Genomic DNA, 15,652 nt, shown 5'->3' with positions numbered 1-15,652 from the left:
TTATCTATCCTCTATAACTAGCTTATAGCCTAATCCCTTTATAGTAACGATATGCTTAGGATTAGCTGGGGCGTCTTCTATCTTTTGGCGAAGATGTCTAATATGAACCATCAATGTATTATCATAACCTTCGAAATCGCAGCCCCATACTTTTTCAAATATTTTATTTTTGCTTAAAATTTGATTAGGATTTTGGGCTAAATATAAAAGAAGATTGTGCTCCTTAGCCGTTAAATCTACAGGGACACCTCTTCTTTTTACTTCACCCTTATCCCTATTAATTTCAATATCTCCAAAGGTTATTATATTTTTTTCCTTAACATGATCCTTTAGAGCCATATATTCACTTCTTCTAAAATGTGCTTTAATTCTAAAGGCTACTTCCTTCGGGCTAAAGGGCTTAGTAATATAGTCATCTCCTCCAATCCCTAATCCTAAAAGTTTATCTACATCTTCATCCCTAGCTGATAAAAAGATAATTGGTACAAAAGTAACTTCCCTCAGTCTTCTGCAAACCTCAAAACCGTCCATATAGGGCATCATAATATCTAAAACTATAATATCCGGCTTCATCTCTTTAGATATGCCAATGGCTTCATACCCATTAGTAACCTTATATATTTTTTGAAAGCCTTCCTTTAAGAGAACGGCCTCCAATAAATCTAAAATATCAATTTCATCATCTACTAACAATATTTTTTTATCGCTTATACTAGTCATATCTACATCTAGCAAGATTTACACCTCCTATTACAGTTCATTATATAATAATTCATTATACTCTACTTTTTAAAATACTTTATTTAAGCAATATCCCTATTTTTAAACCTGCTATACCCAAAGCCAAATACAGTAATTAATAATATGAAACTAATGATATACACACTACTGCCCTTACTAAAAGTATCAAAATCGCCCCCTAATGCTGCCATAACAGGATAGGTCCAAGGGTAGAATATCCAATACTTTGAATTGGCCACCAGCATAGCTGGTAAAATTAATCCAATACCTATGCCTAAAGGAATAGCCATATGAGAGAATCGAATACTTAAAACATAAAGTATAACCATAATAGGTAGTGCGGCTATATAGGTAACCATAGGTTTTATAAAAATCATTTTATAGGGAATATTACCTGGAGCATTAATAATTTTTCCTGCTACTAACACACTTACAATCAATACTAGTATATTGATAAAAATAAGCCCACATCCAATAATAAATTTTATTCCATATATCTTTTCCTTATCTACCGGTAAGCTAAGATAATGTTTCCAACTATTATTTGCATTTTCAATTCTTGCTATTAAAGTCATAATGATGCTTATTAAAGCAGGAAAAAGAATCATTACATAAAAAATCATACTTTGAGTATAAAGTTGCTCCCAAACATTTTGTCCCTTTCCTGTAAATATATCATAATAACGAATTAAATTGAAAGCCCCTTGGGCTACCATAAATATAGGTGCTAAAATAACAATCCACAATATTTTAGAACCTCTTAATTTTAAAAGTTCTACATCAAATATATCCTTCATTTAATTCCCTCCTAACATATTTGTTTTCTATTAAAGAAATAAATTCCTATTACTAAAAAAGCTATACCGAAGATAAGACCATATTGTAGTGCAATGTTATTATTCATAGTAGGGTCTGGTAGAGAATAAATTGTATGGGCATAGGGAATTAATTTAGATAGCTTTTCTGACTGGGCAAAGAATAAGGAAGATGCTACTCCTACAAATCCGATGGTCAAGGCAATATTAGTATTACGCATCTCGGAGCTTATAAAACATTGAATACTGATTACACTTGTAATGGCAGCTATCTGATAAAATGTATATTTTGAAATTAATATAAAGTCCACAGCTTCAGGAAATCCTAATATTTTACCTACCATTACTAAAACCGAAGCATTAACAAGTATCATTATAATACTTAATATAAATACGATAGACCACTTAGCTAGATATACTTTGCTTCTTGAAACTGGAAGTGCCAAAGTGTTTTTCCAGCTATTAGACTTATATTCTATATAGTGTACTATGGATGCAAAGATTGTAACAACTAAAGGTAAAAATAAGAACCACATAAAATGATGTTGTAATAATAATACATTCCAAGAACTTAATCCTTCCTTGGCTCCTAATCCAATAAGATAATCATAGCGAATAAAAAGATTTAAAAAACTAAGACCACCTGCCAATATAGGCGTTAACAAAGCTATAGGCCATGTAAAGCTATGTTTTTGTTTAAGAAATTCTCCCTTTAGTAATTGGTAAAATTCCATCATTACTCTACACCCCCAGTTAACTCCAAGAAGATTTCTTCTAAATTTTTCTCACTTTCGCTTAAATGGGAAACACCATAGCCTTCTAATACCAATATTTTATTTAACTCTTCTATATTTATGTCCCCTCTAGGTATATAAATCTTGCCTTCTCTATTCTCTACAACATAGCCCTTGCTTTTTAAGAAATCTCCTGCTTCTATCAATGGTTTTGTTTTAATAGTGATTTCTCGGTTACCCTTTGCCTTTAATTCCTCTAAAGTTCCTTGGAATAATAGACTTCCTCTTTGAATAATACCTACATGATTAGCCATTAATTCAATTTCGCTTAAAATATGACTGCTTATTAATACAGTAACACCCATTATCTGTGGAAGACTGATTATTAAATTTCTAATTTCTCTTACCCCTGCTGGATCAAGGCCATTGGTTGGTTCATCCAATATTAAAAGCTCTCTATTTCCCATTAAAGCCTGAGCAATCCCCAGCCTTTGCTTCATACCTAGAGAAAAACTTTTCACTTTTTTATTTTTCCATTTAGATAAATTGACGATGTCTAAAGCTTTATTTATTTCATTTTTATCTATTTGTAGTATCTTCCTTGTTATTTCTAAATTTTCATAGGCTGTTAAATTTTCATAATAAGAAGGAGATTCTACCATTGCTCCTACTTTCCTCAATATTTCCATTCGATGATTCCTTATATCCTTATTAAATAAATAGACTTCACCCTTTGTAGGTTTCATTAAATCTAAAAGCATACGGATAGTGGTGGATTTTCCAGCACCATTAGGGCCTAAAAAACCATATAAAGCACCTTTAGGTACTTTAAGACTTATATCCTTTACGGCTGTAAATCTATCAAACCTCTTAGTTAGTCCCTTTGTTTCAATAATTAATTCACTCATATTATACCCTCCTAAAAGTCAATTACTTCTGATTGCCTACAAGTATATAGGTGCTAACTTAAATTTAGATTGAGATAGCCTTAATTCTACCTTAATTTTTAATAAGGCAAGATAAGTCTAGGGGCTATAAAAAACGATAGATAGAATAATAGTTTTAGATAATGGAACAATAGTTGAAGAGGAAACACATAATCAACTATTAGAAAAAATAAACTATGTTCAGAATTATGGGAATCTCAAACTAGTTGGTATGATAGGAGGAAAATAGTGAAAAGCAAAGTAGTAGCAGTTCAAGAGGGGCTACATGATGTAGCTAAGCTTCTAAGAGAAAAAGGGTACAATATAACAACCATAGATATAGCCAATGAGCCAATTGATGTAATAATATACTCCAATGAAAATAATGATTATTTAGCCCATAATACTACGGGTGTAATTGACTTAGTTTCTTATAACCAATTTACAAGTATGATAAATTTAGATGAAGTAGGCTTAGATAACATAATAGCTACAATAGAGCAATTAGAATAAAAAATCATTAATACCATGATTATATTAGAATAATCAATGGATAAAATAAAAATAGTTCAAGTTTTATATATCATCTAATATTTAATAACATAAAAAACTCTAAGGATATTTCATAGAGTTTTTTATGTTATTAGATGTAGTTGGTAAAGGTTTGGATCATAGAGATGGTATTGTTGACTCTAATTTTAAAAGGTGATATCTTAAAATTAGGAGAGTTTTACGATGTGTAGACAACTACCTAAAAAATCGAAGTAAAAATGAGCTATGCATATTAAATTCTATTTAGAAAGGCTATGAGAAAGATATGAAATTAGATATAGATAAAGCTACTATAGAGTATATAAAAGAAAAAGGAAAAATAATAAACATAGATTTAAGTATTAGTAAATCTTGCTGAGTAAAGATACCAGAACCAAAAGTGAATTTTGGGAAGCCTAAATTGATACAACAGTTTGATGAATACAATATAGATGATGTAATAATATATGTAAATAAATTTATTGAAGCTAAAAATGATGTGTTAACAATAAAACTAAATAAATTTTTGGGCATAAAAAACCTATTACTATCAGGTGTGAAATTATAGAAAACATGGACAATTCACGAGTTGCCGGAACTGTTCTAGGATGAGGATAATAATAAAAAAGAGGCTGTATTAAAATGATTTTTAATACAGCCCCTTTTTTTACTGTTTAATCAATTAAAATTCCTAATAAAGATTACCACATATCATTTCTGTTATCCATCATATCAATGGCACCTAGAACGACATGGGCTAATCCAAAACCAATCATACCTGCTGCCACCATAGGCTTAATATCTTTTTTCTTTAAAACTGTACCAGTTGCAGTAACAGCTGTACCTAATACTGTTGGAATTAAACCTTCTTGTATCTTCATAGAAATACCCTCCTTTTATTTTGGAGTTCATAATTATTATGCTAAATATATATCCTTTTTATCCTTCGATTAGTGTATAATTATAGAGTATATAATGGCTTATTTAGTAATTATTATATTGGGATACAATTCTATAAAAATCAAAAATATGGGTACCTATAAAATAAGACTATTTTTATTTAAAAATTTTTAATTTTATAAAAATAATATAACTATATTGATATAAAGAAGTTGACAAATTATTAACAAATTAATAAAATAATTTCGGGTGGACTTTAAATAAATACTATGGTTTAGGAGGAAAAATATGCTAACAAAAATGTTATGGTTTTTAGCCTTTGTTTCAACAGGAACTGGTCTGTTGGTACTTTCGCTTTTTAATATTAGCAATGCAATTTGTCAAATAGTCTTACTATTAATAGGATTCCTCTTTTTTATTGGATTAACTGGACATTTTAGAGAGCTTCAAGGGAGGAGGAAGTAAGTGTGAAAATTAAAGAAAATAAGATTAATATAATATTTTTAGCCTTTATTAGTGCTGTTATTACATGGACTTTAAATCATAAAATGGGTTATGGAGCTATAGTATCAAATGGACTTGTAGGTGTTTTAGCAGGGATATTTCTTCCAAAGACATTGGCTGGAACTACCTATGCGGCTTCATTTATAGGAATGTCTGGAATTAATGTGATTTCTTCTATATTTGGGGCATCTTTGGGAGGCATAGTAATAGGAATAGTTTTAGCAAATACTCAAGAAATATATGCTGGGCTTGGTGGAAAGGGTGGAACTACTGCTGCTTTATCTACCTTAATTACCAGAACAATAATGAGTTTATTTGGTCGATAGGAGAGATGATTATATATGGAAAATATATGGATATTATTATCAGCCATATTTGGAGCTGTTGGAGCTTATTGGATTAGTATCTCTTTAAATAAAGGTGCAGTATTAGGCTCTGCTATAATAACATTATTATCTGGAATAGTATTTCCACGATTTGTTCCAGAGTTAGGAGCAACATTAGCTAGTGTGGCTACCTCAGCTTCTTATGCAGGAATGATATCGAAGAAAAATGTGCCTAAACTTTGGGAAATGGTTTTTGTTGGTTGTTTTGTAGGAATAATATTTATTTTATCCTCTTCTGCTTATGTAGGATTAGGTGGAAAATTAGGAACAATTGGAGCTATTTCATGTTTTGCGTGGCTAGGATTAAAGAAAGTATATAAAATAGGATTATCACTATTTTAAATAGATCCTAAAAATAGGATATTAAGTTAATGTTAACTTACTTAATATTGTGGTATATACTAATAGACAAACATATTAAGAAAGGAATATTCGTATATGACTATTAAATTAGGATCCCATGTTTCTATGGCAGGAAAGGGTTTATTAACAGCTGCTAAGGAAGCAGCTAGCTATAATTCAGATACTTTTATGATTTACACTGGAGCACCACAAAATACAGTGAGAAAAAAAATTGAAGATCTTTATATAGAAGAAGGTCAACAATTTATGAAGGATAATGGACTATCAAATATTATTGTCCATGCTCCTTACATTATTAATATGGCATCGGCTAAAACAGATACTTTTGGTCTAGCAGTAGAGTTTTTACGTAAAGAAATTGATAGAACAGAAGCTATAGGATCGAAATACATTATACTTCATCCAGGTTCTCATGTTGGTTCTGGAGAAGATGTAGGTCTTAAAAGAATTGTAGAAGGTTTAAATGAAGTTATAACAAAGGATCAAAATGTATTTATTACCTTGGAGCTTATGGCTGGTAAGGGAAGCGAGCTTAATTATAAATTTGAACATACGGCTTATTTATTAGATAAGGTAAAGCATAATGATAAGCTGGCAGTATGCTTTGATACTTGTCATGTTCATGATGCAGGATATGATATAGTTAATAATTTTGATGAAGTAATAAATGAGTTCGACAGAATTGTTGGCTTAAACTGGTTAAAGGTATTCCATATTAATGGATCTTTAAATCCTAGAGGTGCAAGGAAAGATAGGCATGCTAATATTGGAGCTGGCGATGATAATCCAAAAGGAAGGGATCATATTGGGTTCGATGCTATTCACTATATTGTTCATCATGAAACCGTAAAAGGAAAGCCTTGTATTTTAGAGACTCCTTGGCTAGATAAAAAAACTAATCTATATAAAGAAGAAATTCGAAAATTAAGATAAACAATTCATTGAAGTTTGCCTACTTATATTAAGACCTTGATGGCTTATAATCAACTTATCAGATCTTAACTTCTATTTACTTGCACACTGTTTGTATTTATAACATCCATTGATTTTATTTTAGTATAGCTATTTATTTGGCTATTTGTAATACTATAATTATAGGGATTTACGCTTGTTGTTACACGCATAATAACATCTCCTTTTAGCTTTAGAATAAGAAAATCAGCATGAAATAGTTAAAATATTTATAAAAGTGAATTAATTTTTTCTCCTAAAACCACAGGTGCAGTGCTAGTAACCCTGTGGTTATTTATTCCTATATAGGAAAATATATTCAAAAAGAAGGATTTGAAACTAATATGTCGTACTTGCTTATATAAGCAGTTAAATTATATAAGGGAGGAAAAACAAATGAAAATAGTTGTAAAGAGAATTGCTATAATGTTAATTTTCACTATGGCATTTATAGGATTTGCATCACCGTTTACTCATGCAGATAATTCTAGTACATGTCAATTGACTAATGAGGCAATTTTAAGACAGCAAGATGCACTTCACGTAGGCCAAGGCTATGATGCACGCAGCTTAGACCCACATGCAGCTAATGATACGGTATCTTCAAGAGTTATAAAACAAATATATGAAACTCTTGTTAATCAAAACGATAATATTGAAATAGAACCAGGGCTTGCTGAAAGTTGGACACGTATTGATGATGTAACAATAGAATTTAAATTAAAAAAAGGTGTCAAATTTCATAATGGTGAAGAATTTACTTCTAATGATGTTAAGTTTACTCTTTTAAGAGGGATAGAATCTCCAAGTGTTGGACATGTTTTATGGGAAATTGATCCAAATAAAATTAAAATTGTAGACGATTATACAATTCAAATAGCTACAAAGGAACCGGATTCTTCAATATTAGCAAATTTAGCTCATGCAGCTGGCTCTATGCTAAATGAAAAAGCTGTTACAGAAGCTGGAGATGATTATGGCCAAAATCCAGTAGGAACAGGTGCATTTAAATTTGATATATGGAATATTGAGGATAGTATTGAACTTGTAAAGTTTAACGACTATCATGATGAACCAGCAAAAGTAGAACGAGTTGTATTTAAAAATATTCCTGAAGATACAGATAGATTTGATGAATTTAAAAATGGAAAACTACATATTGCCTATGATATATCACCTGATGATATACAAAAATTGGAGGATAAGGATGAAGTAACAGTACAAAGGAGTCAAAGTTTGTCAGCTACTTATATTGGGTTTAATACTCAGAAAGAACCATATAATGATATAAGAGTACGTCAAGCGATTAATTATGCTGTTGATATGGATATGATTGTTGAAACTGTTATGAAAGGAGCAGCTCAAGTAGCTAGTGGGCCACTAGGACCAAGTGTATGGGCTTATAATGATAGTCTTGAGCCATATGAATACAATGTAAAAAAAGCTAAACAATTAATGAAAGAAGCAGGTTATCCAAATGGATTGAAAACAAGTATTTGGGTAAATGATAACCAACAAAGGATAAATATTGCAACAATTGTTGTCGAACAATTAAAGGAGATAGGTATTGAGGCTGAAATTGAGGTTGTTGAATGGGGAGTATATTTAGATGGAACAGCAGATGGAAAGCATGATATATTTCTTCTAGGTTGGGTTACTGTAAATGGAGATCCACATTACGGACTATATTCACAATTCCACTCTAGTCAATTTGGATATCTAGGTAATAGAACATTATATTCTAATAAAAAAGTAGATGAATTATTAGATAAAGGAAAATCAGAAGCTGATCCAGAAATAAGAAAAAAATATTATCTAGAAGTACAAGAGATTATTAGAGAAGAAGCACCTTGGATTTTTTCCTGGACAATTGACAACATAAATGGAGTTAGAAACAATGTGAAAGGATTTAGTCAACATCCTTCAGGATATCATCAATTATCAGGAGTTTACTTAGAGTAGAACATATAGTAATTTAATACGTAAAGTGAGATTTCTACAATATAATTCATAAACAAAGACTACGCTCAGATGGAGTTTAAGTTCTATCAGAATCCGAAGTTTGGCTATCTTAGAAGCTATGCAGCTAATCTCAGATACTTACTATTTAAAATAGTGGGTATCTTTTTTGTTAAATAATGTAATTCATCTATCTGGTTTATGGGAAGATACCATTTACTATATTTAAATATTATGAGGCTATTACAGTTTTAATATGGTCTGTTTTACTACTGATTTCAGGTTGTTTATATATTAAAAGATTTCAAAAACAAAATATTTACTAAGGAGAATTACATATGAAACAGATATATCAGTTTTTTGAGGAATATTACACTGGATTAAAATTGAAAGTTATAGGATATGTAGTAAATAGTATCCTGCATAAGGTGTTACTCCTTTTAATACCCTATATAACAAAAATGATAATAGATAGTGTACAATTTAAAAACTTAAATGAATTTATTAAATGGTGCATAATTAATGTAATATTATTATTTATTTTTCAAATAGTATTATCAAGAAAATATTATTTACAAAATTATATAGAAATAGATGTTGTAAAAAAAATGAGAGAAGATATATTTAAAAGAATAATGCATATGGACTATAGGACGATGAGGGGAAAAAATATAGGATATTATATACAAAGGATTTTTGATGATTGTGAAGCAGTACGTAGTCTAATAGTTAGAGTATATATGGATATTTTATTAGATATAGCATTTGTTATAGGAGTACTAGTTATCATGTTTAGATTGAATTTTATAGTAAGTATATCAGTCCTTACACTTGTGCCGATATTTTTAATAATTAGTAAGTATTATATACCACATATTGAAAAAATAAATAAAAATATTATAAAAGAAAATGAGAAAATAAAAACCTTAACAGAAGAACTTGTAAATGGTTCAAAAGATATACGAGTAAACAATGGTTATGGGTATATTTGGCATAAACTAACTTATACCTTAAACAACTATATAAAATATGGACTAAAAAATTTAGTATATGAAATGAGATATGATTTTATATTTATAACAGGCATAATGAATATAACAAATGTACTTATATACATAATAGGTGGATATTTAGCAATAAAAGGAGATATAACCCTTGGTACATTAACAGGGCTTACAATATATTTTGCTAGAATATGGAGCCCGGTAGAAAATTTCATGGAATTACCTAAAAATATAAAAGTTAAGAAAATATCCTTAAATAGATTAAATGAGGTATTAGAAAAACAAAATGATAGTCAAAACTTATTAAAAAATATAGAAGAATATGAGTCTATTGAATTTAAAAACTTAAGTATAGGTTATGAAGAAAGAGATATACTTAAAAATGTAGATTTTAAAGTTAGTAAAGGTGACAAAATAGCAATAAGAGGGTCTAACGGTAGTGGCAAATCTACAATAGCTAATTTATTTGTAAAACTAATAGAAGATTATTCAGGAGAAATATATTTTAACGATAAAAATTATAAGAAAATAGAACCAAATGAAATAAGAAAAAGAGTAATATTAATTCCATCTGATATATTTATATTTAATGGATCAATAAGAGAAAACATTATGTTAGACAAAGAAGAAGTAGATATAAATAAGTATTTTGAAGGCTATAACCTTTTAAAATTGTTTAAAGACAATGAAAGAGATTTAGATACTATAATAACAAATAATGGACAAGAGTTATCAGGAGGAGAAAAGAAAATAGTTCAAATATTAAGAGGAGTATTAAGAGATGGAGATGTATACATACTTGATGAACCACTAAACTATGTAGATAAGAAGTATAAACAGATGTTAGTAGACTTTATAAATACTACATTAGAAGATAAAACAATAATAGTAATATCACACGATGAATTAGCATTTTCATTTTGCAATAAAATATATAATTTAGAAAATCAAAATTTAAAACTTAAAGTAGTAGGATTGGAGATAGAATAAAGCATCATAATTGCTTTTAAGACCATCATATTGTTAATTAATATATCTAAAATAAACTAAGACTCAGTTCAGAAGTAATAAAACTCATTCTGAACTGAGTCTTAGTTTATATAAAGCTTAAAATAAATGAAATCAATATTAATGGTATAGCAAATTTGTAGAATAAAGCATTAGAAACTTGTTTTTTATATTTTTCTATAAAAAAATCATAGAATTTCTTTGGTCCATTTTTATTATTATTTAACTCCTCATCAGTAAGATTTAACTCATTAAGTTTTTTGTAATTTCTACGATATTTATTATAACTTAAGGTTTTAAAAAATCCTATATTACGAACATGAATAGAAAGAGCAATAAAAAGATAGATAAATCCTACAATGAAAAAGGCATCAGAAAGTTTAAAAACAAAGGATTGATTACTACTAAAACAAATTATAAAAATTGTAAATATAGTTGTTATCATAGTTAGTAGTATCATAGAAATTTCTCCTTAAAATTATAATTATTAAGTAATTAAATATTAAGTACTTTAATAAGTATATAACAAACTAGCAGAGCAGTAAACAACAAAGATAAATATTGTAAATATCTATTTAAATCAATATATTTATTAAATAAATTTAATTCATAAAATAAAAATACTACAATGCTCTATAGAATATTCTAAACAGCATAATTTGACAAGAACATCAAAATCAGACGAAATTTAGGAATCATTATAAAGTTCGCAATAGATTGACTTTTTGAGTTTGCAATAAATTGACTTTTGCAACAAAAAAATGTACAATTGATTTAATAATGGTATTATTGTAAATATATTATAATAATGCCATGTATTTCTTATAAATAAAAGGGGGAGAGTGTTACTATGAAAAAATTTAAAAATGTATTGGTAATTACACTTATAATGACAATGGTAATGTCATTATTTATTGGCTGTGGTAAACCAGCTGACGTTGGAACAACTGATCCAGCAAATGAGGAAGCTACCCAACCTACAGGACCAAAGATCTTAAGACTTGCAGGAATGTCTGCTGAAACTTTTAACCCACATGCAAATGACAATGCTGAAACAAGATACTTAATAGAGTATATATCTAGTACATTATTGGATTTGATTGCAGATGAAACTGGACAGAGCGTAGAGTTTGTTCCAGATCATGCTAAGGAGCTGCCAACAACAGAGGATAATATAGTATGGACATTTAAATTAAAAGAAAATATTAAATGGACAGACGGTACTCCAATTAATGCACATGATTATGAATACTCATGGAAGATGCTATTAGATCAAAAACTTGCTAACTATGCAGCCTTTGTATTATATGATAATGTTCCTATTGTAAATGCTAAAGAGTATTTTACAGGTGAGGCCAACTGGGAAGATGTTGGGATTAAAGCGATTGATGACTATACGTTAGAAATCACATTAACAACTGCAATGCCTGAAGTTGATGTTTATTCTACATTTACAAGCCGTTCTACATCACCAGTACATAAGGAAATGTATGAGGCTGGTATGAATGCAGATAGAACTGAGACTACATATGGTACTACTCTAGCTAGTACACCTTCAAATGGAACATATAGATTAACTGAGTGGGTAAGGGATCAATTTAGAGCCTTCGATAAAAATGAAGACAGTATTATGGCAGATATTTTTGTACCAGATAGAATAGAGAGTAGAGTTGTTACAGAAAGTTCAACTAGATTACAACTATTTGAAAATGGAGAAATAGATGCGGTATCAGTAAATGGAGAAAACTATGATAGATATGCTGAAGATCCTAGATTAGTATATACCGAAGAAAATACTGTTTGGGGATTTTATGTAAACGCTGGTTCTAAAACCAATCCGATTTTAGGCAATAATGACTTTAGAAAAGCTTTATATTATGCTACTAATAGAGATGCAATGTCAAAGGGTATATTTAGAACATTCGCATCTGCACCTTATTTTATTTCTACTATTTGCCTAGTTGGAAATCCTGATAGTGGAGAAAAATACCGTGATACATCAGAGGCCAAGGGGATTATGCCACAAAACGATGGATATGATATTGAATTAGCTAAAGAATACTTTGATAAGGCATATGAAGCAAACGGCAATAAAAAGATTACAGTTGAGATCACATATTTTGATGGTCAAGATACAATGAAGAGATTAGCAGAAGTAGCAGAAGAAGAATATGAAAAAGTATTTGGTACAGATAAGTTAGATATTGTATTAAGAGCAATGCCGCCAAATGCTGCTTACGAGACTTACTTTGAAGGCAAATTTGATTTAGGAATAGGTGCGAGAAGTCAAAATCCATTTAATCCTTGGTCAAGTATGAAAGTATGGACATCAAATTTCCCACAAAAAGCTGAAAGTTTCTATAACAAAGACTTTGATAAACTATACGAAAGAACAACAGTAGGAGATCTACTATTAGATCCTGAAGGCAGATTTAAAGCCTTAGTAGAGATGGAACAGATGCTAATAGATGAAATTCCAATGATCCCAATCTTTCAAAATAATAATGCTATGCTATATCAAGAGAGAATTCATTTAAAAACTAATGGTAAATTCCTTCCAGGAGTTCGTTTTGCAGTTCTACAGGCTGAGATTGTAGATTAATACTTAGTATATTAATTTTAACAAATTAATAAGGATGGAATGCTTACTGTTATAGGTAAGCATTCCGTTATAAATAACAGTGACCGGCAATCTATCTAAAATCACAATTGTAATGCTAATTACTGGAAGGGGGACTGCATCATGTTAAGATATATAGGGCAAAGGTTAGTTGCCATGGCAATTACTTTATTTTTGCTCGTTAGTTTATTGTTTTTTACAATTAGGTTAATGCCTGGAAGTATTGTTAGTGATCCTATGTTACCACCAGAGACAAAAGCTGCAATAGAGGCAAAATATCATTTAGATAAGCCCTTAGTGGTTCAATATGGATACTTTGTAAAAGATGCAATGAAGCTAGACTTTGGAAGATCCCTTAAGGTTCAGCCAAAGGTTCCTGTATTTGATATTATAAAGGATAAGCTTCCTATAACTATCCAACTTAATATTTTTTCACTTCTTATCACTGTACCGCTTGGAATTATTTTTGGAATAGCGGCAGCATTGAAGAAAAACACAACAATAGATCATTCACTATCAATTATGGTAGTTGCATTTATATCGATTCCATCCTTTGTTTTTGCGGCTTTACTACAGTATTTTGTCGCTTTTAAATGGGGGTTAGTACCAATACTTCTAACAACGGAGCCAGGATTTAATTGGTCTAAGTTTGTATCCATGATTTTGCCAATACTAGCAATATCCTTTTCTGGAATTGCTGTAATAACAAGATATATGCGTGCTGAGCTATGTGAGGTTTTAAACTCAGATTATATGCTGTTAGCTAAAACAAAAGGGCTAACTCAAGTACAGGCAACTGTAAGGCATGCTATTCGAAATTCATTTATACCTTTAGCCAATATTATTATACCTATGTTCTTTGGTGTATTAGCTGGGTCTATGGTTATAGAGAATATATTTGGCATACCAGGAATAGGACAGCTGTCAGTAAGATCTATTAATGCCTTAGACCATCCACTTACAATTGCGGTTATGTTTTTCTATGGTGTGATTGGTTTAGTATCTATTCTAGTAGTAGATCTTTCATATGGAATTATAGATCCTCGTATTCGTATAGGGGGTGGAAAGTAATGGGAACAACTGAAGAAGTTAAAGTACAAAAATCTGATTTTGAATTTGTACAATTAAATGACCAAATATTAGATACAAAGTTTGAAGGAAAGCCTATCGGTTTTTTTAAGGATGCAATGCTTCGTTTCAAAAGAAATAAAGGGGCCATAATAGCAGGTATATTCATTACAATTATTATTTTTATGGCTATTTTTGGACCTATGATGAACCCATATACATATAGACAACAAAATTTAGATTGGGATTTATTGCCGCCTAGAATACCTGTAGTTGAAAAAATGGGAATATTTAACGGAATTAAGGTAATGGAGATAAAAAAAACAAGTCTAGAGGAACGTTATAAGGATTCTTTGGTGAAAATTGAGGAAGAATATATATTCCACTATCGAGGTCAAGAAATTCCGATGGTGAAAGCTAGAATAGATGTATATGAGCTTAAAAATGCAAAGGATCAATATTTTTGGTTTGGAACCGATTCCCTAGGTCGTGACCAATGGACACGTTTGTGGCGAGGGTCTAGAGTTTCTCTAATGATTGCATTTCTGGCAGTTATAATCAATGTATGTATCGGCGTTGTTTACGGATCTATCTCAGGTTATTATGGAGGAATGACCGATATGCTCATGCAGAGATTCATAGAAATTATTAGTGCTATTCCAACTATTGTATTGGTAATGTTGCTTATGATGTTTTTAGGGTCGGGGATATTTTCCTTTGTTCTAGCCTTTGTTTTTACAGGTTGGATAGGAATGAGCCGCATGATTAGAGCTCAATTTTATAAATATAAGGGGCAGGAGTACGTATTGGCATCTAGAACAATGGGAGCTAAGGATAGTAAGTTAATATTTAGACATATCCTACCAAACGCAATAGGTCCACTTATTACTCAAGCTACATTGGCAATTCCATCGGCTATTTTTCTTGAATCTACTTTATCTTACCTAGGCTTAGGTATTGGGGCACCAGAACCGTCTATTGGTAATTTATTAGCTGAAGGTCAAAAAGTGTTATTAAACCATCCTCATTTAACTATATTTCCTGCCGTCGTAATTTCAATTTTAATGCTCTCTTTCAACTTATTTGGTAATGGGCTAAGAGATGCTTTTGATCCAACTCTAAGAGGACATGAATAGAAGTGG

18 protein-coding genes are annotated in these 15,652 nt (G+C 30.2%); 11 read left to right on the top strand and 7 right to left on the bottom strand.

Annotation, left to right across the window (positions count from 1 at the left end; translation table 11 throughout):
- The 4 genes from HYG84_RS01825 to HYG84_RS01810 form a co-directional block, all read right to left on the bottom strand.
- Nucleotides 1–735: a response regulator transcription factor gene (locus HYG84_RS01825; protein ID WP_330655546.1), complete on the bottom strand. Its 735-nt coding sequence runs from the start codon at nucleotides 733–735 to the stop codon at nucleotides 1–3.
- Between the two features lie 68 nt (nucleotides 736–803).
- Nucleotides 804–1,538, bottom strand: coding sequence for an ABC transporter permease (locus tag HYG84_RS01820; RefSeq protein WP_212380253.1), 735 nt, complete (start codon nucleotides 1,536–1,538; stop codon nucleotides 804–806).
- A gap of 11 nt (nucleotides 1,539–1,549) precedes the next feature.
- Nucleotides 1,550–2,293, bottom strand: coding sequence for an ABC transporter permease (locus HYG84_RS01815; RefSeq protein ID WP_212380250.1), 744 nt, complete (start codon nucleotides 2,291–2,293; stop codon nucleotides 1,550–1,552).
- Entirely contained in the window at nucleotides 2,293–3,198 is a 906-nt protein-coding gene (locus HYG84_RS01810) for an ABC transporter ATP-binding protein (protein WP_212380248.1), read from the bottom strand. Before HYG84_RS01810 ends, HYG84_RS01815 begins: the two co-directional genes overlap by 1 nt.
- 267 nt (nucleotides 3,199–3,465) lie before the next feature.
- Between HYG84_RS01810 and HYG84_RS01805 the strand changes: the two genes are divergently transcribed.
- Together HYG84_RS01805 and HYG84_RS01800 are read left to right on the top strand one after the other, a co-directional pair.
- Nucleotides 3,466–3,729, top strand: coding sequence for a YkuS family protein (locus HYG84_RS01805; RefSeq protein ID WP_212380246.1), 264 nt, complete (start codon nucleotides 3,466–3,468; stop codon nucleotides 3,727–3,729).
- Nucleotides 3,730–4,168: 439 nt separating this feature from the next.
- Nucleotides 4,169–4,315, top strand: a complete 147-nt coding sequence (locus HYG84_RS01800; RefSeq protein WP_212380244.1) for a hypothetical protein — start codon at nucleotides 4,169–4,171, stop codon at nucleotides 4,313–4,315.
- A gap of 133 nt (nucleotides 4,316–4,448) precedes the next feature.
- On the opposite strand, the gene HYG84_RS01795 is transcribed toward HYG84_RS01800, so the two are convergent.
- On the bottom strand, nucleotides 4,449–4,628 hold the full coding sequence (locus HYG84_RS01795) for an asparagine synthase (protein ID WP_212380242.1): 180 nt from the start codon (nucleotides 4,626–4,628) through the stop codon (nucleotides 4,449–4,451).
- Nucleotides 4,629–4,935: 307 nt separating this feature from the next.
- Here HYG84_RS01795 and HYG84_RS01790 point away from each other — a divergent pair, with 307 nt between their 5' ends.
- The 4 genes from HYG84_RS01790 to HYG84_RS01775 all read left to right on the top strand — a co-directional run bounded on the left by HYG84_RS01790 (nucleotide 4,936) and on the right by HYG84_RS01775 (nucleotide 6,833).
- Nucleotides 4,936–5,112 carry a hypothetical protein gene (locus HYG84_RS01790; RefSeq protein WP_212380240.1) on the top strand — a complete coding sequence of 59 codons (177 nt, stop codon included), beginning with the start codon at nucleotides 4,936–4,938 and terminating at the stop codon, nucleotides 5,110–5,112.
- A gap of 2 nt (nucleotides 5,113–5,114) precedes the next feature.
- On the top strand, nucleotides 5,115–5,477 hold the full coding sequence (locus tag HYG84_RS01785; protein ID WP_212380238.1) for a hypothetical protein: 363 nt from the start codon (nucleotides 5,115–5,117) through the stop codon (nucleotides 5,475–5,477).
- Nucleotides 5,478–5,492: 15 nt separating this feature from the next.
- Nucleotides 5,493–5,879, top strand: coding sequence for a hypothetical protein (locus HYG84_RS01780; RefSeq protein WP_212380236.1), 387 nt, complete (start codon nucleotides 5,493–5,495; stop codon nucleotides 5,877–5,879).
- A 96-nt stretch (nucleotides 5,880–5,975) separates the two neighbouring features.
- Nucleotides 5,976–6,833 (top strand): deoxyribonuclease IV, encoded by an 858-nt coding sequence (locus HYG84_RS01775; protein ID WP_212380234.1) that lies wholly within the window; start codon nucleotides 5,976–5,978, stop codon nucleotides 6,831–6,833.
- Nucleotides 6,834–6,898: 65 nt separating this feature from the next.
- Here HYG84_RS01775 and HYG84_RS20495 read toward each other — a convergent pair whose 3' ends face one another.
- Complete coding sequence (locus tag HYG84_RS20495; protein WP_256442566.1) at nucleotides 6,899–7,024, bottom strand: hypothetical protein; 126 nt, start codon at nucleotides 7,022–7,024, stop codon at nucleotides 6,899–6,901.
- Nucleotides 7,025–7,247: 223 nt separating this feature from the next.
- Here HYG84_RS20495 and HYG84_RS01770 point away from each other — a divergent pair, with 223 nt between their 5' ends.
- Entirely contained in the window at nucleotides 7,248–8,813 is a 1,566-nt protein-coding gene (locus HYG84_RS01770) for a glutathione ABC transporter substrate-binding protein (RefSeq protein WP_249168692.1), read from the top strand.
- A 335-nt stretch (nucleotides 8,814–9,148) separates the two neighbouring features.
- Entirely contained in the window at nucleotides 9,149–10,804 is a 1,656-nt protein-coding gene (locus HYG84_RS01765) for an ABC transporter transmembrane domain-containing protein (protein ID WP_212380232.1), read from the top strand.
- Between the two features lie 106 nt (nucleotides 10,805–10,910).
- Here HYG84_RS01765 and HYG84_RS01760 read toward each other — a convergent pair whose 3' ends face one another.
- Complete coding sequence (locus HYG84_RS01760; RefSeq protein WP_212380230.1) at nucleotides 10,911–11,282, bottom strand: DUF3899 domain-containing protein; 372 nt, start codon at nucleotides 11,280–11,282, stop codon at nucleotides 10,911–10,913.
- 390 nt (nucleotides 11,283–11,672) lie between these two features.
- Between HYG84_RS01760 and HYG84_RS01755 the strand changes: the two genes are divergently transcribed.
- The 3 genes from HYG84_RS01755 to HYG84_RS01745 all read left to right on the top strand — a co-directional run bounded on the left by HYG84_RS01755 (nucleotide 11,673) and on the right by HYG84_RS01745 (nucleotide 15,646).
- Complete coding sequence (locus HYG84_RS01755) at nucleotides 11,673–13,424, top strand: peptide ABC transporter substrate-binding protein (RefSeq protein ID WP_212380227.1); 1,752 nt, start codon at nucleotides 11,673–11,675, stop codon at nucleotides 13,422–13,424.
- A gap of 141 nt (nucleotides 13,425–13,565) precedes the next feature.
- Entirely contained in the window at nucleotides 13,566–14,513 is a 948-nt protein-coding gene (locus tag HYG84_RS01750) for an ABC transporter permease (RefSeq protein WP_212380225.1), read from the top strand.
- On the top strand, nucleotides 14,513–15,646 hold the full coding sequence (locus HYG84_RS01745; protein ID WP_212380223.1) for an ABC transporter permease: 1,134 nt from the start codon (nucleotides 14,513–14,515) through the stop codon (nucleotides 15,644–15,646). The genes HYG84_RS01750 and HYG84_RS01745 overlap by 1 nt, the downstream gene beginning before the upstream one ends.
- Nucleotides 15,647–15,652 lie beyond the last annotated feature (6 nt).

The organism is Alkaliphilus sp. B6464 (genome assembly GCF_018141165.1).
Lineage (GTDB): Bacteria > Bacillota > Clostridia > Peptostreptococcales > Natronincolaceae > Alkaliphilus_B.
This window is presented reverse-complemented; position numbering and strand designations above follow the sequence as displayed.

Coding starts and splice junctions, on each gene's coding strand:
- HYG84_RS01750 (WP_212380225.1), top strand. CDS start 13,566: ATGTTAAGATATATAGGGCAAAGGTTAGTTGCCATGGCAATTACTTTA.
- HYG84_RS01790 (WP_212380240.1), top strand. CDS start 4,936: ATGCTAACAAAAATGTTATGGTTTTTAGCCTTTGTTTCAACAGGAACT.
- HYG84_RS01780 (WP_212380236.1), top strand. CDS start 5,493: ATGGAAAATATATGGATATTATTATCAGCCATATTTGGAGCTGTTGGA.
- HYG84_RS01775 (WP_212380234.1), top strand. CDS start 5,976: ATGACTATTAAATTAGGATCCCATGTTTCTATGGCAGGAAAGGGTTTA.
- HYG84_RS01755 (WP_212380227.1), top strand. CDS start 11,673: ATGAAAAAATTTAAAAATGTATTGGTAATTACACTTATAATGACAATG.
- HYG84_RS01810 (WP_212380248.1), bottom strand. CDS start 3,198: ATGAGTGAATTAATTATTGAAACAAAGGGACTAACTAAGAGGTTTGAT.
- HYG84_RS01815 (WP_212380250.1), bottom strand. CDS start 2,293: ATGATGGAATTTTACCAATTACTAAAGGGAGAATTTCTTAAACAAAAA.
- HYG84_RS20495 (WP_256442566.1), bottom strand. CDS start 7,024: ATGCGTGTAACAACAAGCGTAAATCCCTATAATTATAGTATTACAAAT.
- HYG84_RS01765 (WP_212380232.1), top strand. CDS start 9,149: ATGAAACAGATATATCAGTTTTTTGAGGAATATTACACTGGATTAAAA.
- HYG84_RS01745 (WP_212380223.1), top strand. CDS start 14,513: ATGGGAACAACTGAAGAAGTTAAAGTACAAAAATCTGATTTTGAATTT.
- HYG84_RS01820 (WP_212380253.1), bottom strand. CDS start 1,538: ATGAAGGATATATTTGATGTAGAACTTTTAAAATTAAGAGGTTCTAAA.
- HYG84_RS01770 (WP_249168692.1), top strand. CDS start 7,248: ATGAAAATAGTTGTAAAGAGAATTGCTATAATGTTAATTTTCACTATG.
- HYG84_RS01760 (WP_212380230.1), bottom strand. CDS start 11,282: ATGATACTACTAACTATGATAACAACTATATTTACAATTTTTATAATT.
- HYG84_RS01795 (WP_212380242.1), bottom strand. CDS start 4,628: ATGAAGATACAAGAAGGTTTAATTCCAACAGTATTAGGTACAGCTGTT.